Below are 19,500 nucleotides of genomic sequence, written 5' to 3'. Positions count from 1 at the left end.
CAACTTCAGAACAGGCGCGGGGTCGCATGCGAGCCGTCGCGCACCTCGGCCATCCGGGCATCCCACCGTTCGACGAGCCACATCTCCACGAGCTCCGGCCGGGTCCGGATCTTTTCGGCCCACCCGCTGAGGAGCCCCACGTAGCGGAGGTAGCGACGCAACGTGAAATCGGCGACCGCGGGATCCTCCAACCAACCCTCGTGCACAAGCGTCGACACTCCGTGCTGATCGAGCAACTGCGCGGGACCGGCATCGGTGTGGACATCCACGGCCCACAGAAATGTCGCGAACAGCGGAACTCCCACACCGGGGGTGTCGGGCCATCCCAACCACGTGAGTCGGGAATTGTCGGGCAGCGACTTCGTCTTCGCGCAGTAATCGAGGACGCCTTTGATCTTGCCGAGAGGGTCGCGTCCGGACGGTGCGTGGGCGTCGAAGACGTTCGGGAACCGGCGCGCCGAGCGTCGGCGCGCGTGAGCGCTGCGCCAGGCCGCGCACAGGAACAGCAGCCCCAGACCGTCGTGATCGGTCTGGACGAGTTCACTGCCCAGGCGCAGGTCGTTGCGGGGGACGACGGCCTTGCCGCTGGTGACGACGCGCCCATCGAGATTGCGTCCACGCAGCCGAATGTCGTGTCCGGCGTCCTTGAGATGGTCGTTCCACCACTTCAGATCGACGGTCACTCCGTCATCGAGGACCTGCAGGTCGTACATGCGAAGACGGCACCAGTCGGCACAGGCTGTCGGGGGCTCGAACCCTTCGTCGTACGCATGCATGCAGGTCAGACTGCCATGAGAACGTCATTGCCCCCGGTGATGACACGCGAGGCGTGATCGATCCGATGTTTGTTCGGTCAGACGACAGAGCCGGGATCGATCGCCTGAAGCCGGCGGACCCAGTCGAGCTCGGCCTCGAGGAACGCCTCGCCGCCGGCAGCGAAGGCGTCCCGCAGTTGTGTGAAGGCGTCGATGAATTGGTCGACTCGTTCCTGGGCCGATTCCGGGGTCCCGGCTGCTTTTCTTGCGTAGCCGGCGGCGAGTTGTTGCGCCGACTCGAACTCCCCGAAGCCTCGGGTATCGGTGAGGTCCTTCGCGATAACTCTCGCTTCTTTCAGCGCTTCGATTGCCGTCCCACAGATTGCGACGATCTCGTCGATGACATGTGGTTCGAGTCGGACGAACTCGCTCATCCGGGATCCTTTCTCGACTGGCTCGGGTGTGGCGGTTCAGTGGTCCAGATGGGGTTCGAACAGGGCGACCGTCCGGTCGAGATCTCCGCACCATTCGTCGAGCGGTAGCCTGCGCGCGTCATCAGGAAAGCGTGTCCGGCTGAAGATCACCATTCCGAACTCGGTTCGAACAGTGATCGTGCAGGTGTTCTTGTTGTTCGGATCAAGCCGGAGCAGCGCGTCGCGTCCGTTGACGTCGGTGTGGGTGGAGATTGGGCTGTTCTTCTCCCATTCCTCTTCCAGCGTGACGTTTCCCGCCAGGACGCTCAGGCGATCGTCGTCGAAGGCCGAGGGAGTGCTCTTGAATCGGCAGCCGAGGAAGCTGTAAGCCTCCATCGGATACTCCGAGGGGCGCTTCGACTTCGGATCGTATTGCGCTTCGGCGAGCACGTCGTCGGGGAGGTCGAGGCAGGGATCGAAAGTGATCGCCGGCCGGCCGGATTCGTCGATGACGCGGGGCGTGCGCGTCGTCGAGGTGACGGTCTCGGCTGCGCTCGGTGGATCTGGGGGTGGTGCGTCGGTCCCGCACGCCGTTGTCGCTGCGGTGAGAGCGATGCTCCCCGCGACACGTTTCCACCCGCCCACGCGACCCCCCGATCCGCTGAATACCGGGGGAGACGCTAGCACAGTGGCTGCCACGCGAGCGGGTCACCGGAAGCTCGCAATGCAAACGTGAGGTTCGCAAACCCAGTGGTGAGCCACCAGGTTTGCGAACGTCACGTCAGCGTTGCGTACCTATCCCGCTGTCCAACACTGCGAGGTCGTAGTCGACGACAACAGGTGCGTGATCGCTGATCCGACGATCGGGCGCTGGATCGCGATCGGTCCCGGCCGCCACCGCGGAACGCGCGAGTGCGGGGGTGGCGAGGTGGTAGTCGATTCGCCAGCCGACGTCGTTCGCGAAGGACTGCCCGAGCCACGACCACCACGAATACGGACCGTCCACGTCTCGGTGGTGACTGCGCACCACGTCCACAAGAGTGCGGGGCGACAGGATCGATGCGAACCATTCTCTTTCCTCGGGGAGGAAACCTTCGGCCTGATTGCTGCGCCGCCAGTTCCTGACGTCGTACCGGGTGTGCGCGATGTTGAGGTCGCCCATCAACAGCAACTCGCGGCCCTGCGCGCGGGCTGTGCGCCGTGATCTCGTGAGCTGACGGGCGAACGCGTCGAGGAAGCGCATCTTGCGGTCGTAGCGTGCGCCGCCGTCCGGTGCTTCCCGCATCCGGCCGGGCTTCTGCAGGTGAGCGGGCAAACCGCCTTTCGGCAGATACAGCGACGCTACCGTGATGGGTGCGTCCGCGAGGTCGACCTCCACGTATCTTCCCTGGTCGGCGAACTCGCGCAGACCTCGGGCAAGGGGAGTGGGTTCGACGTCGACGGTCTCGATGTGGTCGTCGCCAGGATGTCGTATGAGCGCTGTGCCGCTCCATGTGCGCACCGCGCTCGGCTCCTTGCGGGCCAGGATTGCGACGCCGTTGCGACCAGGCAGCGTCCCCTCGTCGTAGGTGACGTGGTGGTCGCCGAACACGCCGTCCGGAATCGCCGATGCGGGCGCGCGGAGTTCCTGAAGCGCCACCACGTCGGGCTCCCGGTCGCGCAGCCATGTCTCGAACCCGCGACGCTGCGCCGCGCGAATGCCATTGATATTGAATGTTGCGATGCGCATTGTCATTTCGACTTGCCGTTCACCACGTCCAGTTGCTGCTGGACCTCCTCGAGTCCGATCCCGAAATTTCCGAAGCTCAGTACCCGTTCGAGCGGCATCGAGGCCGCCATCTCGAGGACTGCCGGGTCGAGGGCAGGGGCTGCGCCGTCGGCTGTGGCGAATATCTTCGAAAGAACCTCTGCAGCTGCAGGGTTGGCGAGTATCTCGCCGATCGACGACTCCAGCGTCAATGGGATCGACACTTCGTCGCCGTCGATGTCGACGGTGCAGGTGGCTCGGATGTCGCGACTCGAAGCACCGATCTCGACGCGGTAGACGCCGCCTTCGACCACCCAAGTATCGACGCGGGTGTCCCAGTACGCGAGGTCCGCGCGCCGGACCGGAACCGCCACCTGCCGTGATTCGCCGGCATCGAGGCGCACTTTCGCGAATCCCTTCAACTCGCGCGGTGCGCGGGTCACAGAGGAGTCGGGCACGCCCAGGTACACCTGCACCACGTCGGAACCCGACCGTTCGCCGGTGTTGGTGACGGTCAGCGTCACGACGACATCGTCATCGGCGGTCACCGAGATGTCGGAGTAGTCGAACGTCGTATAGGAGAGACCGTGTCCGAAGGGGAACGACACGTCGGTCCCTCGGGCGTCGACACCGCGGTACCCGACGAACAGGCCTTCGCCGTAGCGGACGTGCCCGTGCTCGCCAGGGAAATCGGTGTACGACGGGGTGTCCTCGAGTCGCGCGGGGATGGTCTCGGCGAGCCGGCCCGCAGGATCGGCGACCCCGAACAGCACGTCGGCGATCGCACCGCCACCGGCCTGACCGAGCAGCCAGCCCTCGATGATCGCCGGTACGCGATCGGCGAAACCGGACACGCGCACGACACCGCCGTTCGACAACACGACCACGGTGTTCGGATTCGCCGCGACCACGGCGTCGAGCAACTCGGTCTGTTCCGAGGGAAGTTCGAGATCGGTGCGGTCGAAGCCTTCGGATTCGAGCGCGGCGGGTACACCGACGAACACCACGGCGACCTCGGAAGCACGCGCTGCATCGGTCGCGGCGGCGCGCAACTCGTCGTTGGTGGTGCCGTCGTCGAGATAGCCGGGAGCGAACGCGACATCCACCGAGGCCAACGCCCGGATCTCGTCGAGCGCGTTGTCGAGGCGAGTCGGATTGATCCGCGACGAACCGGCACCCTGATAGCGCGGAGTGCGAGCCAACTCACCGATCACGGCAACGTTCGTGTCGGCGGCAAGCGGCAGGACTCCGTCGTTCTTCAACAGCACCACGCACTCCGCAGCGACCCGGCGGGCGAGCGCGTGGTGCTCGTCGGCATCGAATACGGCATCGGGGTCGACCACGGACTTGCCGACCAGATCGACCACCCGCCCGGCAGCAACGTCGACCACCGACTCGTCGAGCGACCCGGCCTTCACCGCGTCGACGATCTCCTGATCGGTCCGTCCACCGGTCGAGGGCATCTCCAGGTCGAGTCCTGCCGCCAAGGCCGCGACCCGGTCGGATACGGCACCCCAGTCGCTGACGACCAGCCCGCCGAATCCCCACTCACCGCGCAGGATATCGGTGAGCAACCAGCGGTTCTGCGACGAGTACACGCCGTTGATCCGGTTGTACGAGCACATCACTGTCCACGGTTGAGCGTCTTCGACCACGCGCTGGAACCCGCGCAGGTAGATCTCCCGAAGCGGACGCGGGTCGATATCCGCAGAGACCCGCATCCGGTCGGTTTCCTGATTGTTGGCTGCAAAATGCTTCAGCGACGCCCCGACGCCCTGTGATTGGATCCCGAGAACGAGTGCGGCGCCGAGCGCACCCGACAACAACGGGTCCTCGGACAGGTACTCGAAATTGCGTCCACACAGCGGCGACCGCTTGATGTTGATACCCGGACCCAGCAGCACGCTCACCTGCGCTGCACGAGCCTCGACGCCGAGCGCGACCCCGACCTGTTCGAGCAGCTCAGGGTCGAACGAGCATCCCATCGCCACGGCGGGGGGAAAGCAGGTGGCGGGCACCGAGTCGGTGAGACCGAGGTGATCGCCACCCTCGGTCTGCTTGCGGATGCCGTGCGGACCGTCGGTCAGCATGATCGACGGAATACCCACCCGCGACACGGGTTTCGTGAACCAGAAGTTCAGCCCGCTGGTCAGGCCTGCCTTTTCCTCGAGTGTCAACGTGGGAACGGACTGGGCGGGGTCGGTCATGCTGCTCCTCCGAAATCGGCGTCGGCAGCAGACTATCGCTCCGAGTGCCCTACTCGGGGACAACCGCGATCGCGTCGATCTCGACCAGCGCCCCCGGCCGGGCGTGCCCCGCGGTGGTGACCACAGTGATGGCTGTACGCCGATCACCCCACACCGACCGCGACGCCGCGTATCCGACCTGCGCATCCACCCCGTCGACCATGTAAATGTCGAGCTTGACCACGTGATCCGGGCCCGACCCCGCAGCGGCCAGCACAGCAAAGACGTTCTTCATCGCCTGCACGGTCTGCGCTTCGATGCCGTCGAGCATGGCGCCGGAGCCGTCGGTGCCGAGCTGACCACCGACATAGACAGTCTTGCCGGCCGGTGCGATCACCCCCTGAGCGAAAGCGGGGCTGTAGGCGAGCTCGTCGGGATCGACCAGTGTGATCATGATTCCTTACCCTCTTTCGGGGTGTGTGCATACAGGTCGCGCAGGAGCGAGACCTCGGACAGGTGGTGGATCAGTTCGCGGTGGATGTGCAGCACGAGGTCGGCCACCGCGAGCTCGGGGTAGGGCTCCGTGTCGCCGACCGGGGCGATCAGCTCGGTGTAGCTGAGGCCGCGCACGCCCTTCACCCACACGTCGAGCTGGGTTTCGAGCTGGTCGAGGGCGTCCTTTGCGGTGCCCGCATACTCCCAGGACTCGTACGACGCCGGAGGTGCGCCGAAATGCGATGCGTTGCGTGCGGCCAGCACACCGACGATGACGTGTCCGAGCCGCCACGCGATCGTGGTGAACGGTGCAGGGTCCGGCTGCGGGAAGGCGAAGTCGATGGTGAAATCGCCTGCGCCGGCCTGCAGGGGCGCGGTCGAGGCGCCCCGAGGCCACACATTCCAGGGGTCCGGCACAGGAGACCAGAAGTACTCGTCGTCCGTGAGACCCTGGAATCGGGCGCGGATCTGATTGTTCCAGTGCCACTCCCACTGCTCGAGCAGAGAATTGTTCCAGTCGAATTCTGTAGCCATGGAGATACTGTGGCACCACAAGAGGACAGGATCGGTCCGCTGCATCTGGCACTCTGAAACTCATGGACGACACCACCGAGCGGGTACTGACCTTGCTCGGTCTGCTGCAACAGCGACAGGTCTGGACCGGCCCCGAACTCGCCGATCGGCTCGGCGTCACGCCCCGCACCGTCCGGCGCGACGTCGAGCGGCTGCGCAACCTCGGATATCCGGTGCATGCCAGCAAGGGCATCGGTGGCGGCTACCAGCTCGGACCCGGTCAGGATCTGCCTCCGTTACTCCTCGACGACGAGGAAGCGATCGTCACCGCCGTCGCTCTGCTCGCAGGAGCGGGTGGCGCGATCGCGAGCGGTGGCGACGCGGCGCTCAGAGCCCTGACCAAGCTCGACCAGGTGCTTCCTGCCCGTTTGCGACACGAGGTGCGTGCGCTGTCGGTCTCGGTGGAGTCCTTCGGTGGAGGTCGCGACCCCGTCGACCCCGAGGCGCTCATGACACTCGCGCGGGCCTGCCGCGACGAGGTGGAGATCGGATTCGATTATCGCTCGACGCCGCGACGGATCGAGCCCTACCGCCTCGTCGCCTCCGATCGACGCTGGTATCTGCTCGCATACGACCTCGACCGCGACGACTGGCGTAGCTTCCGCGTCGATCGGATGTCCGCGGTGACGCTACGGACGTGGCGGTTCCGTCCGCGCGCAGCACCCGACGCGGCGACCTACGTGCAGGAAGGTGTCGCGAGTCGGGTGTATCGGCAGCAAGCGCGGTTCCTGGTCCGCGCACCGGCCGAGACGGTGCGCAGCCAGATCCCGGCGTCTGCGGCGGTGGTGAAACCTCGGGATCGTGATACCTGTGAACTGATCAGTGGCGCAGACAATCTCGATATCGTCCTGTGGCACGTGCTCACGTTGGGACACGAGTTCGATGTGCTGGAGCCGCCGGAACTCGCGGCACGGTGTGCTGAGCTGGGGGAGAAGCTCACTGCCGCAGGGGTGCGGTCCTAGTGCTCCGCGCGTGCCTCCCGGTCAGATGCGCTGGCAGGCCTGCTCGTCGCTGCGACTGCCCCCGCTGTACCACGAATTGGTACTGCTCCGGACATCCCCGGACCCGCACCTTCCCGAGCGCTCGGCTACGACCACCGCCCTTGCTGCATCTGGTGGTGCCTTCGACGACGATCGGCAGTAGTTGCCGCGCTCATCCGGGCGCACCTACGCGGACGCCGCCGGAATCACTGTTGTTTGCGCACTCCCGTCAGAATCCGCGACCGGGATTGAGTATCAGGGTGGGGTCGAGTGCCCGTTTGATGCTTGCCTGGACGTCGAGGGAGGTGTCGTCGAGTTGCTGGGCGAGCCATTCACGTTTGAGTTCCCCGATTCCGTGCTCACCGGTGATGGTCCCGTCCAATGCGAGGGCCGCTGCACAGATCCGGTCGGCGGTGTCCATCGCACGGCTTCGGGCGGCGTCGCTGAGGTCGGGAAGAAGCAACATCGGGTGCACATTCCCGTCACCGGCGTGCCCGACCGTGGCGATACGGACGCCGGTGTCGCGGGAGATCTCGTCGATGGTTGTGAGGAGTTCGGGGAGCCGGGTACGTGGTACCCCGACATCTTCGATGACGGTGGGGAACTGTTCCATCGTGGCCCATCCGGCGAGCCGGCGTGCCTGGAGGAACATATCGGATTCGGCGGAGTCTGCGGTAGCGACGGACAGATCGGCCCCCGCGTCGTCGCAACACACAGCCATCCGCTCTACCTGGGCGAGAGCATCGGTTCCGTCGGCTTGGCCGATCAGGAGGAGTGCTGCGTCGCGATCGAGGTCCAGTCGCTGGTAGTCCTCGACCGCGTTGATCGTGGCATTGTCCATCAGTTCGAGCATGCTCGGGGTGACGCCGCTGGCGAAGATCGCATTCAGCGCTCGCCCTCCGGCATCGAGGGTGGGGAAAGTGGCCACGAACGTCGCAATGGCTGCCGGTGTGGGGCGAAGCCGCAACGTCGCCGAGGTGATGATGCCGAGCGCACCTTCGGATCCGATGAACAGCTGGGTCAGGTCGAGGCCCGCCACGTTCTTCACGGTGTGGCCGCCGGTGTGCAGTACCCGACCGTCAGCGAGGACGACTTCGAGGCCGAGCACCGAGTTGCGGGTGACCCCGTACTTCACGCAGCGCATCCCGCCGGCGTTGGTAGCGAGGTTGCCACCGATGGTCGAGACTTCGAAGCTGCCTGGGTCGGGCGGATAGAACAGTCCGGCGTCTGCGACCGCACGGCCGACGTCCGCGTTGATGACGCCGGCCTCGACGACCACGGTGTGGTTGGCTCGGTCGAAGTCGCGGATTGCAGTCATCCGTTCCATGCTCAGGACGACGGAGCCGTCGAGAGCGGTGGCGCCGCCGGACAATCCGGTGCCGGCACCGCGCGGCACGACGACCGTGTTCGTGCGCGTGGCCCACTCCATGATCGCCGACACGTGTGCGGTGCATCGTGGCCGCACTACCGCGAGCGGCTTGCCCGCGGGCACCAGATCCGCGCTGTCGCGGCGGTAGCCCTCCATCATGTCGGGGTCGGTGACGACCACGTCCGCGGGGACGACATCCTTCAGTTGGTCGAGGTGATTCACACGTGCTCCCTGGCCGATCGTCACGGCTGACCGAAGGTCGTCTGGACCTCGATCAGGGTGGGTTCTCCCGCTGCGAGCGCGGATTTGAAGACTGTGGCAAAGTCCTCGGGGGCATCGACAGCGTGGCTGTGCACACCGTAACCCTCGGCGATCCGAACGAAATCGATGCCGGGAACGTCGAGCCCGGGAGTTTCCCCGGTACCGAGGATCGTCGAAAAGCCGCGCAGCGCACCGTAGGTGCCGTTCTTGAGGATGATGATGATCACCGGGATGCGATAGCGTGCGGCGGTCCACAGCGCCGTGATTCCGTAGTTCGCTGATCCGTCACCGATGAGGCCGATCACTTGTCGGTGAGGGGCGGCAAGTTGTGCACCGACGGCCGCGGGCAGTCCGAACCCGAGCCCTCCGGAGGCGGGGAAGAAGTAGCTGCCCTGTTGGGAGAGATCCATCTGCGACCAGAATGCGTCCCCGGTCGAGGTGGATTCGTTGACGTAAACGGCATCGTGGGGGGCGTTCGCGCGCACCAGCGCGAAGAGGTGTGCGGGGTCGATCCCCGCCCCGGTCGATTCGACTGCCGGGAATTCCCCGGGGTGTGGGAGGAGCGCTCGGTTGCTCGGGGTGACCGCCGATGCGAGTGCGTCGAGTGTTGCGGCGATCGGGGCGACGTACGCCTGCCCGAATGGGGCGCGCGCGGCTTCGCCGGGGTCGTCGGTGATGTGGATCAGGCGGGCGCCGTCGGGCAGATATCGTCCCGGAACGTACTGGTGGTAGCGGAACACCGGGGCCCCGACCACGAGAATCACGTCATGCCCGGCCAGAGTTGCCGACAGGTCTGCGACACCGGCGGGCAGGACTCCCCGGAAGCTGGGGTGGCGGGTCGGGAACGGGCAGCGCGACGGCGAGGGCGCGATCCATACCGGAGCCCGAAGCTTGTCAGCGAGTTCGACAGCATGCGTGTTGGCGTGATCGGCGTCGACGGCCGGTCCCAGGACCAGAGCGGGATTCGTTGCGCCCTCGAGCAGATCGATCAGATTCCCGATCTGATTCTCCGACAATACGGCCGCGCCGTGCACCTCGCGGTCGAGGAGGTGGGCGGTCTCGGAGGGGGCATCTGCCGCCCAGTCGTCGTAGGGAACCGACACGTAGACAGGCCCGCGTCCGGGTTGCAGAGCGGTGTGGATGGCCTGGCTCATCGTGCGCGGGACGTCTTCGGGGCAGGTCGGTTCGCTGCTCCATTTGACGAGCGGTTTCATCAGGGTGCCTGCGTCGACGTTGGAGAGCATGACTTCCTGACCGATCGTCGAACGCACCTGCTGCCCCGCGGTCACCACCAGCGGGCTGTGCGAGTACACCGAGTTCGTCAGTGCGCCCATGGCATTGCCGGAACCGGATGCGGCGTGCAGGTTGACGAACGCCGCCTCGCCGGTGACGAGGGAGTAGCCGTCGGCCATCGACAGGACAGCACCTTCGTGCAGGCCGAGGATGTAACGGAAGTCGTCGGGCATCCCGGACAGGAACGGAAGCTCGTTCGACCCCGGATTGCCGAACACGGTGGTGAGGCCGCGGGCTCGCAACAGGTCGTAGGTCACTTCGCTGACGGTTGCCATGGCTCTCCTTGTATTTGGTGACACGTATCGGGTGCCTGGTTCGACGCTAGATTTCCCACTGAAATTATTCCAATGAATAGTTCTTATATGTACATAGATCAGTTCGATATCGCTCGAACTGCAGCTCTGTCCTCGGCTCGAGCGACCTCGGTGCGCAGACGGGGGACCGAGAAGGCTGCGATTGCACCGATCACAGCGATTGCCGCGAACAGATAGAAGGCAGGAGCAATGCTCGTACCGTTGGCGATCACCAAGCCCGTCAGCGTCGGCCCTGCCACACCGCCGATCCGTCCCACGGACGCCACCCACGCGGTTCCTGCCGCACGGCTCGAGGCCGGGAAGTACGAGGCGGCGAAGCCGTAGATGAGCACCTGCGCACCGATCGTGCCGGCACCTGCGACGAAGGCGAGGACGAACAGCAGCCAGGAGGAGACATCGGTGCTCAATACCAGGATTGCGACGGCAGCACTGGCGAGCGAGGCCGCGGTGACGATCTGCGGCCCGATACGGTCGGACAACCGCGAGGCGAACAGGGGCACGATAATCGCGCCGGCGTTGAGTACCAGCAGAAATGTCAAAGCTGAATCACTACCGAATCCGGACGACTGCATCATCTTCGGAAGCCATGTATTGAGGGCGTAGGTCAGGAGCAGACCGCATGCGCTGAGAAGTCCGAACAACAAAGTGGCGCGGCGGAGTTCGCGGGTGAACAGTGCGCGGGGCCCGACCTTCTCGCCGACACGTGGGGGCTCGGGGCGGTCGATGCCGGCGGAGTCCGCAATGTGGTTCGCGTCGTCGACACGACCGCGGGCGAGTAGGAAACTCGGTGACTCCGGCAGGAGTTTGAGCATGACGGGCACGAAGATCACAAGGGGCAGAAGGCCGATCCAGAACATCGTCCGGACTCCGAGAGTGTCGACCACGACGAGCCCGAGCAGGGAAGCGAGGACGCCGCCGGCGGGGAATCCGGCCCAGACGATAGCGCTGTACGTGTGGCTCTTGCCCTTCGGGGCGAATTCGACGGCCATCGCGGCCGCGAGCGGGATCAGGGCGCCCACTCCGATACCCACGAAGAACCGTGCAATACCGAACAATGTGGCGTCCGGGGCGATCGCGCACACGCCCATCCACGCGGAGAACCATCCGGTCGCCGAGATCATCAAGACGCGGCGTCCGAGCCTGTCGGCGATGGCGCCCACCAGGATCGACCCGGCCAGCATGCCGACGAGGGCATAGCTCCCGATGACTCCTGCTCGGGCGGGCGTGAGATTCCAGGAGGGGTCGGCCAGCATCGCGGGCAACGTGGTTCCGTAGGCGACCATGTCGTAGCCCTCGAATACGACCGCCAGCAGGCACAGCAGGAGCACAACGCGTGCGGATGTGCCCGACTTTCCTTGGTGGCCTGTTATCGGTTGATCAGTCATGGTGGACCTCTCTGGATGAACATGGAGGCGAGGCGCGCTGCCGGACCGAGTGGGTTCGCCCTGATCGAGACGGCATACCCGTCACTCATCGGCTGTTCGGTTCCCGGTCGATCCGTTCCTACGGAATCCGCGGGATGCCGTCGCTGTGGTCGGGATCACGCTATCGACTGCGGGGGGATGGATCCAATGAATGTTTGACATACCCCCATTGATGTCGTCTATTTACGGGATGGGCGACTACGACTTGAATCTGGTGCGGACATTCTTGCTGCTGTACGAGACCAGGAGTGTCACGCGCACGGCCGAATGCCTGTCGCTCACCCAGCCATCCGTCAGTCACGCGCTCGGCCGGATGCGGAAACAGTTCAACGACAACCTGTTCAGCCGATCCACCGGGGGTCTTCAGCCCACCGAACTCGCCACGTCGATGTATCCGACACTGCGCCAGGCGATAGAGGTCATCGACGGCGCGATCGGCGGTGTCGGACAATTCGACCCAGCGACGTCGCGCCGAACCTTCCGGCTGCACGCGACCGACCTCGGGGAGGTGAGCCTTCTCCCGCCTGTGCTCGCGAGAATTGCCGAGACCGCGCCCGGCATCGATCTGCACATCACGCCCCTCAACTTCGCCGTAGTCGAAACCGAACTCCGGCAGGGACAGGCCGATGCCGTCATCTGCACCCCGCGAATCACCGCCGCCGACTTCCAACGAGACGCGCTCTTCCCCGACCACTATTGCGGCATCTGCAGTGACACACACCCACGGATCGGGCGTACGCCGACACTCGACGAGTTCCTCGGTGAACGGCACATCGCCGTGGAGGTCGCGGCCGGGCACACCGACGTCGATCGGTCGCTGTCGTTGCTCGGCCACTCGCGGGACGTCGCTCTGCGGATCAGTCACTTCGCGGCCGTGCCCCAACTGCTGGAGACGACGCCGTATCTCTCGATCATCCCGGCGTCGGTGGCGGAGCAGTTCTGCCGGATGGCCGACGTGAGGACATTCGACCTCCCTTTCCAGGTGCCCGCCGTCGAGATCTCGCTGTATACCTACAAACGCGTGCTCCCGGACCCCGGGACCGAGTGGTTCCGCCGGACCGTGAAAACGGCGCTGACCGAGGCGTGGCCCAGACCGGACACGCGCAGGCAGTGAATCAGGGCTGATGAAGTCCCGGCCCGGGGGCAACGTCGTGTCCAGAAATGGAACACGACCCGACCTTGCCGAGCTGTCATGATCGTCACAACGCGGATGCGCCACCGCCACGATCTGGGCGCAGGCACCACGTTCTGGACATTGTCGACGACATTCTCAGGGGACTTCTCATGGATCTGCACTACGACTCTCTGTTCATCGGCGGCGAGTGGGTTGCGCCGAGCGCCGGCGCAAGAATCACGGCGATCTCGGCGAGCACAGAGCAGCCGATCGGATCGGTGCCGGAGGCGCAGGAAGCCGACGTCGACGCCGCCGTTACGGCTGCCCGCCGCGCGTTCGACGACCCGGCCGGGTGGGCGCACTGGGCTCCGGCCGACCGCGCGGACGCGATGGAACGCCTCGCCGATGTACTCGAGCGACGATCCGAAGACGTGGTGACGCGGGTGAGTGCTCAGAACGGCATGCCTGTCGCAGTGGGCCGCCAGCTCGAGGGAGCTTTCCCTGTCCTCCTGCTGCGCTACTACGCCGGCCTGGCGCGTGAGTCGTCGATCGAGGAGACCCGCCCGGGACTGCTCGGTGGAAACACCCTGGTCCGGCGGGAGCCGATCGGTGTGGTCGGGGCGATCGTGCCGTGGAATTTCCCGCAGACCCTCGCCGCGTTCAAGTACGCCCCCGCGTTGGCGGCGGGGTGCACGTTGGTGATCAAGCCATCTCCGGAAACTGTCCTCGACAGCGTCGTGTTCGCCGAAGCCGTTGCCGAGGCCGGGATCCCGGCCGGTGTGGTCAACATCGTGCCCGGCGGTCGTGAAGTCGGTGCGTACCTGGTGGCGCACCCCGGCGTCGACAAGATCAGCTTCACGGGTTCCACCGCTGCCGGCCGATCCATCGGTGAGGTCTGTGGTCGGCTGCTGCGCCCGGTGACCCTGGAGCTGGGCGGTAAGTCCGCGGCGATCGTGCTGGACGACGCAGGCCTCGAACTGCAGACGGTAGCCGAGAAGCTTTTCACTGCAACACTTCTCAACAACGGCCAGACGTGCTTCCTCGGGACGCGGGTGCTTGCACCGCAGTCGCGGTATTCCGAGATCGTGGATCTGTTCACCGACCTCGCAGGCGCATTGAAAGTCGGTGACGCACTGGACGACACCACTCAGATCGGTCCCATGGCGACGGCGGCGCAGCGCGAGCGCGTCGAGCGGTACATCGCCAAGGGTCGTGGTGACGGTGCGCGTGTCACCATCGGCGGCGGCCGCCCCGCCGACCGGGACAAGGGCTGGTTCGTCGAGCCGACGATCTTCGCCGACGTCGACAACAACCACACCATCGCCCAGGAGGAGATCTTCGGCCCGGTGCTGTCGGTGATTCCCTACGCGGATGACGACGACGCGGTCCGCATCGCCAACGACTCCGACTACGGACTCGGCGGCACGGTGTGGACCGACGACCCCGACCGCGGGTTGGCGCTGGCGAAGCGGGTGCAGACCGGCACCATCGGAATCAATACCTATCTGCCCGAACCCACCGCCCCGTTCGGGGGTGTCAAGGCAAGCGGGATCGGCCGCGAACTCGGCCCTGAAGCCCTCACGAACTATCAGCAGCTGAAGTCGGTCTACCTGGGCTGACGTCGCCCCCGACTCCGGGAGCGGACGTAGACTCGACGGGAACAGCTCGGAAGGGATGCCGGGATATGAGTGAACCCGACAACTCGTACCGCCCGCTCATCACACAATCGTGGCAGCGGGTGGCGATGAGCGGGCTGTTCCCGGACGCGTCCGTGGACGACGCGGTGATCGAGGAAGTCGACAGGCGGAGCCGCCTCATGCTCGCCGCCACCCCGGTGCTCGACGAGATGGCCGAGGAACTCGACGGCAACGGGTTCGCTGTCATCCTCGCCGACCGCAACGCCCGCCTCGTCGACCTCCGCTACGGCGAACGGCAGCTGCAACCGAAACTCGAAGAGGTCGGCACGGTGGAGGGCCGCCGTTTCCTCGAGGAAACCACGGGCACCAACTCGATCGCGACTGCGTTCGAACTCCGGCGCGGAATCGCCGTACGCGGCGAGGAACACTACATCGAGGCACTGAAGAAGTTCAGTTGTTACGGCCAGCCCGTCGTCAACCCGGCCACCCGGCGAATCGAAGGTGTCCTCGACATCACCTGTCTCAGCGAGGACGACAGTCCGTTGTTGGCGCCGTTCGTGATTCGAGCTGCCCGCCAGGTGGGAGAGCGGCTTCTCGAGGAATCCCGGCAGGCCGAGTTGCGCGTCTTCCGCAGCTTCCAGGACGCGACCGTGCGCGCCCGGACCCGCCCCGTGATCGCCATCGGCGACGACATTCTCCTCGCGAACACCGCCGCTGTGCAGATTCTGCAACCGGCGGACCACGCGCTATTGCGGGCATTGGCCGTCGACGCGCCGATCGACCGGGAGACGACCCAAGACGTACAGTTGTCGGCGGGACCACTGCTCACCGCATCGGTACTGCGGGTTCCGGGTAGCGGCGCCGCCCTGTTCACGTTCGGGGAGGTGCAGACCCGATCGGCGACGATGATTCAAGGTCCCGTGGTACCCACCGGGTCGCTGCTGATCACCGGTGAGCCGGGCACCGGTCGAACCACCGTGGCACGTGCTGCCGCCCACGACGACGCCACCTGGTTCGACGCAGCCCACGTTACGGAGCAGGGCGTACGCACCTGGGCCGAGAAGCTGCGTGCTTGCCTTGCTGTGCGCGGCTGCGTCGTCCTCGAGGCCGTGGATCATCTTCCGCCGTCGCTCGCCCGCGAGGTGGCCGAGGATCTCCGCTCGGCGCGCGCACGGGTGATCGTGACCAGTGCACCCGTCGACCAGTTGCTGCCCGAGCACGCCGGCGTCGTATCCGAGTGCACGGAGCGGATCGAACTCGCGCCGCTGCGTTATCGCAGGCCCGAGGTTCCCGGCTTGGTGAACAAGATGCTCGAGGAGCTCGGCGCGGCGCCGCACGTCCGCTTCACACCGGCTGCACTGGAAGCCCTCGCCGGACAACAGTGGGCCGGAAACCTTCGTGAGTTGCGCACTGCCGTCAAAGCTGTCTGTGATATCCGCAGTGCGGGTGACGTCACGGTCGCCGACATCCCCGAGCGGTGGCGCGGCCGTTTGACTCGGCAGCTGACCCCACTGGAGCAGGCGGAGCGCGACACCATCGTCAAAGCCCTCAAGGACTCCGGGGGGAACAAGAAGGCGGCTGCGTGTGCGCTGGGGATCAGCCGCACCACGCTCTATCGCGCTATCCGGTCGTTCGGAATCGCCGACATACCACCGTCATAGAGGCATCTTCCAGAGATCAGTGATGAAGGATCCTGCTGACGACGTCGCCGACAGCAAGAAGGTGCCGATCCTCGAAGTGCCGACCTTCGAGGCACAGTCCGACGGACAATCCTTCAGGGGTGGATCGGCCGGGGACGGACAGCATCGGGGACCCCGGCGACCGAACCCGGCGCGGTGTTGCGCGTAATCGTGGAAAACACCGGCTGTGGCTTTCCATCGACCTCGATCGTCTGGTCCTGCCCGATCAGGGGTGGCAGGACATGCACGGTGGGGGCAATCAGTGCGGTTACGCCACTGGCGGCGAACATTTCTGAATAGAGACGGCGAAGTCGCCACCGTATACGGCGTGCGTGCTCGTAGGCGGATGCGGTGACCTGTGCCGATGCAATGGACTCGAATGTCGCTCGCACATCGGGTGACTCGATCGAATCGAGCAGGTCCGTGATGTCGAACGAGCCCATGTGGCTGCGCGCATTGTTCACCCGCGTCGCGAGCAACCGCTCGGCCTCGTAGAACACCAGGTCGATGCCGGGCCCGGTGGCGAGCGCCAGGTCGTCGGGCAGCGACAACTCCACGACCGTCACTCCGCTCGTGTTCCCTCGGATGTTCAGAGCTGTCGCGGATATCGCGAAGGGACCGCGTCGTTGCGGCCGAATCGGACTCCCGTGCCACTCGTTACGGTAGTGCTCTCACCGATCGGCTACCAATGAATGTTCGCCATACCCCCATCGACGGCGTCGATATCGGGGAAGCTGTCACCATGCTGGGACATGGCGTGGCGCAGGGGTTTCCGGGAAGGAAGCCGGGCGCAGTCAGCTTGTATGTGAACTCTCCGAGAGACCGAGTTGCCGAGTCCACGGGTGCCCTTCGAAGACGCGCACGAAATCCTCCGCGAATTCGGCCAGGTCTTTGTGTCCTTGAGTGATGCCCAGAGTCGATTCGTTGGCGAGTGTCGCCCCGAGGCTGGAGATCATCACCGACATCAACGTCGGGGGCAGCGCGTCGAGATCGACTCCTCGGGCGCGCAGAATCACTGTGAGCGCAGCAACCTGGCTCTCTCGGTACCGCTCTGCGTACGCCGCGATCTCGGTGCGGATCTCCTTGCGGTGATTCGCCAGGGCCATGAACTCCATCAGCAGGGCAGCCCCGCGTGGCTCGGTGGCGACTTCCCACAGCGCGCGAATCGGCGACTCGGAGGTGAGTGCGTTGCGTTGTCTCTCGAGGTTCGCCTCGGCACCTCGGCGGAGGACGGCGACGAACAGATCGTCCATGGTGGGGAAGTAGTAGTACACGAGGGCGGGATTCACACCGGCCTTGGCTGCGACCCTGCGGGAGGTCGCCGCGGCGTAGCCCTCTTCGAGCATGAGGTCGCCGGTCGCCTGGATCAGCAGGTCGCGTGTCTCGTTGGTGCCTTCACGGCGACGCTTGCGGGGAGCGCTCATGCGGCGTCCCCGGCGCGCCCGATCCTTGACGCACTGATCATCCCGGTGCTATCCATGTGACGCAGCCTATCATTAGGCGATCGCCTAACAGGCTGTCGGACGCGGTGTCGTTCTCGACCCTGTTCCACCCGTCGGCGCGTCCGCTTCCCGATGCACGAATGTTCCTACCTCTGGGCCCGTATCACCTAGCAGCACTGCCTTATTCGATCATGGATTGCTTTCCGTGGGTAGCGCCGACGGTCCCACCCGCACATCGATTCACCTTTCGAACCTCGAAGGAGAAGATGAATGCCCTCAGTTGAACAAGAAGTCCCCGCAGACGTCGTCACCGACCAGCGGCTGCTCATCGGAGGCGAACTACGCGACGCCGCCACCGCGTATCCCTCCGTCGACCCCGCCTCCGGCGAGGTGTTCGGCTACGCACCGGACGCGTCCGTCGAGGATGCCGAAGCGGCCATCGCCGCTGCTCGCCGCGCGTTCGAAACCACGAACTGGGCGACGGACGTCGCCCTCAGGCAGCGCTGCCTCGACCAGCTACATCAGGCGTTGCTCGATCACCTCGAAGACCTGCGCGAGTTGACTATCACGGAGGTCGGTGCCACCGTCGCGCTCACGAAGGAAGCACAGCTCGAGGGACCGCTCGAGATCGTCCGCTACTACGCCGACCTGCTGAAAACCTACGACTTCGGTGAGGAACTCGGTTCGGTCGAATACCTCGGCCAACAGCACCGACGCTGGGTGGAGAAGGAAGCGGCGGGTGTCGTCTCGGCCATCGTTGCCTACAACTTCCCCAATCAACTGGCCCTCGCCAAGCTCGCGCCCGCGCTGGCCGCGGGGTGCACGGTGGTGCTCAAGGCGGCGCCGGAAGCTCCGCTGGTCACCCTCTTCATCGCCGAGCTGATCGCCCAGCACACCGACATCCCGGCCGGTGTCGTCAACGTGCTGTCGTCGACGGATGTTGCCGTAGGTGAGGTGATGACGACGCATCCCGACGTCGACGTCGTCACCTTCACCGGATCCAGCGTGGTGGGCCGCAAGATCATGAAGGCCGCCGGCGACACGTTGAAGCGGGTGTTCCTCGAGCTCGGCGGCAAGTCGGCATTGATCGTGCTCGACGATGCGGACTACGGGCCGATAGCGCCGTACGCGGCATTCGGTATCACGATGCATGCAGGTCAGGCGTGTGCGCTCAACTCCCGGCTCCTGGTGCCGAGGAAGGACCACGACCGGATCGTCGAGGCCGTGGCGGCCATGATGGCGCGGGTTCGTTACGGAGATCCCCGGGAGAAGAAGACCTACATGGGTCCGCTGATCAGCGAGAAGCAGCGCGACAAGGTGCACGGCATGGTCGAGCGGGCCGTCGCTGCAGGTGCGACGCTCGTAGCAGGCGGTCGGAAGGTCGATCCTGGTTTCTTCTACGCGCCGACGCTGCTGGCCGGTGTGGATCCGGACAGTGAGATTGCGCAGGAGGAAGTGTTCGGCCCGGTCCTCGCGGTGATTCCCTACGACGACGATGACGATGCCGTGCGGATCGCCAACAACTCCGCGTACGGGTTGTCGGGTGCGGTCTTCAGTGGCGATGAGCAGCGGGCGCTGAACGTTGCGCGCAGAGTACGCACGGGCACTTTGGGTATCAACGGAGGAAACTACTTTCAACCCGACGTCCCGTTCGGTGGCTACAAGCAGTCGGGTATCGGTCGCGAGATGGGTGAGGCCGGGCTGGAGGAATTCCTCGAGCTGAAGTCGCTGGCCACGATCCTTCCATAATTTGATCGATCGCCTAATATTTGGTCAAGGGGAGCTGGATGGCCTGCGTAAGATCTATATATCTGCAGG

At 65.3% G+C, this 19,500-nt stretch carries 17 protein-coding genes; 5 read left to right on the top strand and 12 right to left on the bottom strand.

What is annotated here, in order from left to right:
* Positions 1-5 precede the first annotated feature (5 nt).
* From EV641_RS07375 to EV641_RS07345, 7 genes are all read right to left on the bottom strand, one after another.
* The gene (locus EV641_RS07375) at positions 6-776 is read right to left on the bottom strand and encodes a hypothetical protein (protein ID WP_132471312.1); all 771 of its coding nucleotides are present in this window, start codon (positions 774-776) and stop codon (positions 6-8) included.
* 77 nt (positions 777-853) lie between these two features.
* Positions 854-1,189, bottom strand: a complete 336-nt coding sequence (locus EV641_RS07370) for a hypothetical protein (protein WP_132471311.1) — start codon at positions 1,187-1,189, stop codon at positions 854-856.
* A gap of 36 nt (positions 1,190-1,225) precedes the next feature.
* Complete coding sequence (locus EV641_RS07365; protein ID WP_158289134.1) at positions 1,226-1,813, bottom strand: DUF3558 domain-containing protein; 588 nt, start codon at positions 1,811-1,813, stop codon at positions 1,226-1,228.
* A gap of 136 nt (positions 1,814-1,949) precedes the next feature.
* Positions 1,950-2,897: an exodeoxyribonuclease III gene (locus EV641_RS07360; protein WP_132471383.1), complete on the bottom strand. Its 948-nt coding sequence runs from the start codon at positions 2,895-2,897 to the stop codon at positions 1,950-1,952.
* Between the two features lie 2 nt (positions 2,898-2,899).
* A complete protein-coding gene (locus EV641_RS07355; protein WP_132471309.1) occupies positions 2,900-5,122 on the bottom strand; it encodes a glycoside hydrolase family 3 C-terminal domain-containing protein in 2,223 nt (740 codons plus the stop codon).
* A 49-nt stretch (positions 5,123-5,171) separates the two neighbouring features.
* A complete protein-coding gene (locus tag EV641_RS07350) occupies positions 5,172-5,555 on the bottom strand; it encodes a RidA family protein (RefSeq protein ID WP_054713685.1) in 384 nt (127 codons plus the stop codon).
* A complete protein-coding gene (locus EV641_RS07345) occupies positions 5,552-6,130 on the bottom strand; it encodes a DinB family protein (protein WP_054713684.1) in 579 nt (192 codons plus the stop codon). Before EV641_RS07345 ends, EV641_RS07350 begins: the two co-directional genes overlap by 4 nt.
* Before the next feature lie 62 nt (positions 6,131-6,192).
* Between EV641_RS07345 and EV641_RS07340 the strand changes: the two genes are divergently transcribed.
* Positions 6,193-7,131: a YafY family protein gene (locus EV641_RS07340; protein WP_054713683.1), complete on the top strand. Its 939-nt coding sequence runs from the start codon at positions 6,193-6,195 to the stop codon at positions 7,129-7,131.
* Between the two features lie 247 nt (positions 7,132-7,378).
* On the opposite strand, the gene EV641_RS07330 is transcribed toward EV641_RS07340, so the two are convergent.
* The 3 genes from EV641_RS07330 to EV641_RS07320 all read right to left on the bottom strand — a co-directional run bounded on the left by EV641_RS07330 (position 7,379) and on the right by EV641_RS07320 (position 11,771).
* Positions 7,379-8,740 (bottom strand): FAD-linked oxidase C-terminal domain-containing protein, encoded by a 1,362-nt coding sequence (locus EV641_RS07330; protein WP_132471308.1) that lies wholly within the window; start codon positions 8,738-8,740, stop codon positions 7,379-7,381.
* Between the two features lie 20 nt (positions 8,741-8,760).
* On the bottom strand, positions 8,761-10,347 hold the full coding sequence (gene mdlC / locus EV641_RS07325; protein WP_132471307.1) for a benzoylformate decarboxylase: 1,587 nt from the start codon (positions 10,345-10,347) through the stop codon (positions 8,761-8,763).
* Between the two features lie 98 nt (positions 10,348-10,445).
* Entirely contained in the window at positions 10,446-11,771 is a 1,326-nt protein-coding gene (locus tag EV641_RS07320) for an aromatic acid/H+ symport family MFS transporter (protein WP_241996899.1), read from the bottom strand.
* A 190-nt stretch (positions 11,772-11,961) separates the two neighbouring features.
* Between EV641_RS07320 and EV641_RS07315 the strand changes: the two genes are divergently transcribed.
* From EV641_RS07315 to EV641_RS07305, 3 genes are all read left to right on the top strand, one after another.
* Positions 11,962-12,924, top strand: a complete 963-nt coding sequence (locus tag EV641_RS07315; protein WP_241996898.1) for a LysR family transcriptional regulator — start codon at positions 11,962-11,964, stop codon at positions 12,922-12,924.
* Positions 12,925-13,094: 170 nt separating this feature from the next.
* On the top strand, positions 13,095-14,543 hold the full coding sequence (locus EV641_RS07310; RefSeq protein WP_132471306.1) for an aldehyde dehydrogenase: 1,449 nt from the start codon (positions 13,095-13,097) through the stop codon (positions 14,541-14,543).
* A 65-nt stretch (positions 14,544-14,608) separates the two neighbouring features.
* Positions 14,609-16,222 (top strand): helix-turn-helix domain-containing protein, encoded by a 1,614-nt coding sequence (locus EV641_RS07305; RefSeq protein ID WP_132471305.1) that lies wholly within the window; start codon positions 14,609-14,611, stop codon positions 16,220-16,222.
* Positions 16,223-16,335: 113 nt separating this feature from the next.
* Here EV641_RS07305 and EV641_RS07300 read toward each other — a convergent pair whose 3' ends face one another.
* Both EV641_RS07300 and EV641_RS07295 read right to left on the bottom strand, forming a co-directional pair.
* Entirely contained in the window at positions 16,336-16,806 is a 471-nt protein-coding gene (locus EV641_RS07300) for an amidase family protein (protein ID WP_241996897.1), read from the bottom strand.
* A gap of 228 nt (positions 16,807-17,034) precedes the next feature.
* The gene (locus EV641_RS07295) at positions 17,035-17,664 is read right to left on the bottom strand and encodes a TetR/AcrR family transcriptional regulator (RefSeq protein ID WP_132471304.1); all 630 of its coding nucleotides are present in this window, start codon (positions 17,662-17,664) and stop codon (positions 17,035-17,037) included.
* A gap of 288 nt (positions 17,665-17,952) precedes the next feature.
* Between EV641_RS07295 and EV641_RS07290 the strand changes: the two genes are divergently transcribed.
* Positions 17,953-19,431, top strand: coding sequence for an aldehyde dehydrogenase family protein (locus EV641_RS07290; RefSeq protein WP_132471303.1), 1,479 nt, complete (start codon positions 17,953-17,955; stop codon positions 19,429-19,431).
* The last annotated feature ends 69 nt before the right edge of the window (positions 19,432-19,500 follow it).

The organism is Rhodococcus sp. SMB37 (genome assembly GCF_004345605.1).
Classification (GTDB): Bacteria; Actinomycetota; Actinomycetes; order Mycobacteriales; family Mycobacteriaceae; genus Rhodococcus.
The sequence above is the reverse complement of the archived record's forward strand: the minus strand, read 5'-3'. Positions and strand labels throughout refer to the sequence as shown.

What these genes read in the sequence shown, in the direction of transcription:
- EV641_RS07345 (WP_054713684.1), bottom strand. Translation starts at nt 6,130, where the DNA reads ATGGCTACAGAATTCGACTGGAACAATTCTCTGCTCGAGCAGTGGGAG.
- mdlC (WP_132471307.1), bottom strand. Translation starts at nt 10,347, where the DNA reads ATGGCAACCGTCAGCGAAGTGACCTACGACCTGTTGCGAGCCCGCGGC.
- EV641_RS07360 (WP_132471383.1), bottom strand. Translation starts at nt 2,897, where the DNA reads ATGCGCATCGCAACATTCAATATCAATGGCATTCGCGCGGCGCAGCGT.
- EV641_RS07350 (WP_054713685.1), bottom strand. Translation starts at nt 5,555, where the DNA reads ATGATCACACTGGTCGATCCCGACGAGCTCGCCTACAGCCCCGCTTTC.
- EV641_RS07340 (WP_054713683.1), top strand. Translation starts at nt 6,193, where the DNA reads ATGGACGACACCACCGAGCGGGTACTGACCTTGCTCGGTCTGCTGCAA.
- EV641_RS07355 (WP_132471309.1), bottom strand. Translation starts at nt 5,122, where the DNA reads ATGACCGACCCCGCCCAGTCCGTTCCCACGTTGACACTCGAGGAAAAG.
- EV641_RS07315 (WP_241996898.1), top strand. Translation starts at nt 11,962, where the DNA reads ATGTTTGACATACCCCCATTGATGTCGTCTATTTACGGGATGGGCGAC.
- EV641_RS07310 (WP_132471306.1), top strand. Translation starts at nt 13,095, where the DNA reads ATGGATCTGCACTACGACTCTCTGTTCATCGGCGGCGAGTGGGTTGCG.
- EV641_RS07295 (WP_132471304.1), bottom strand. Translation starts at nt 17,664, where the DNA reads ATGAGCGCTCCCCGCAAGCGTCGCCGTGAAGGCACCAACGAGACACGC.
- EV641_RS07290 (WP_132471303.1), top strand. Translation starts at nt 17,953, where the DNA reads ATGCCCTCAGTTGAACAAGAAGTCCCCGCAGACGTCGTCACCGACCAG.
- EV641_RS07375 (WP_132471312.1), bottom strand. Translation starts at nt 776, where the DNA reads ATGCATGCGTACGACGAAGGGTTCGAGCCCCCGACAGCCTGTGCCGAC.
- EV641_RS07320 (WP_241996899.1), bottom strand. Translation starts at nt 11,771, where the DNA reads ATGACTGATCAACCGATAACAGGCCACCAAGGAAAGTCGGGCACATCC.
- EV641_RS07370 (WP_132471311.1), bottom strand. Translation starts at nt 1,189, where the DNA reads ATGAGCGAGTTCGTCCGACTCGAACCACATGTCATCGACGAGATCGTC.
- EV641_RS07305 (WP_132471305.1), top strand. Translation starts at nt 14,609, where the DNA reads ATGAGTGAACCCGACAACTCGTACCGCCCGCTCATCACACAATCGTGG.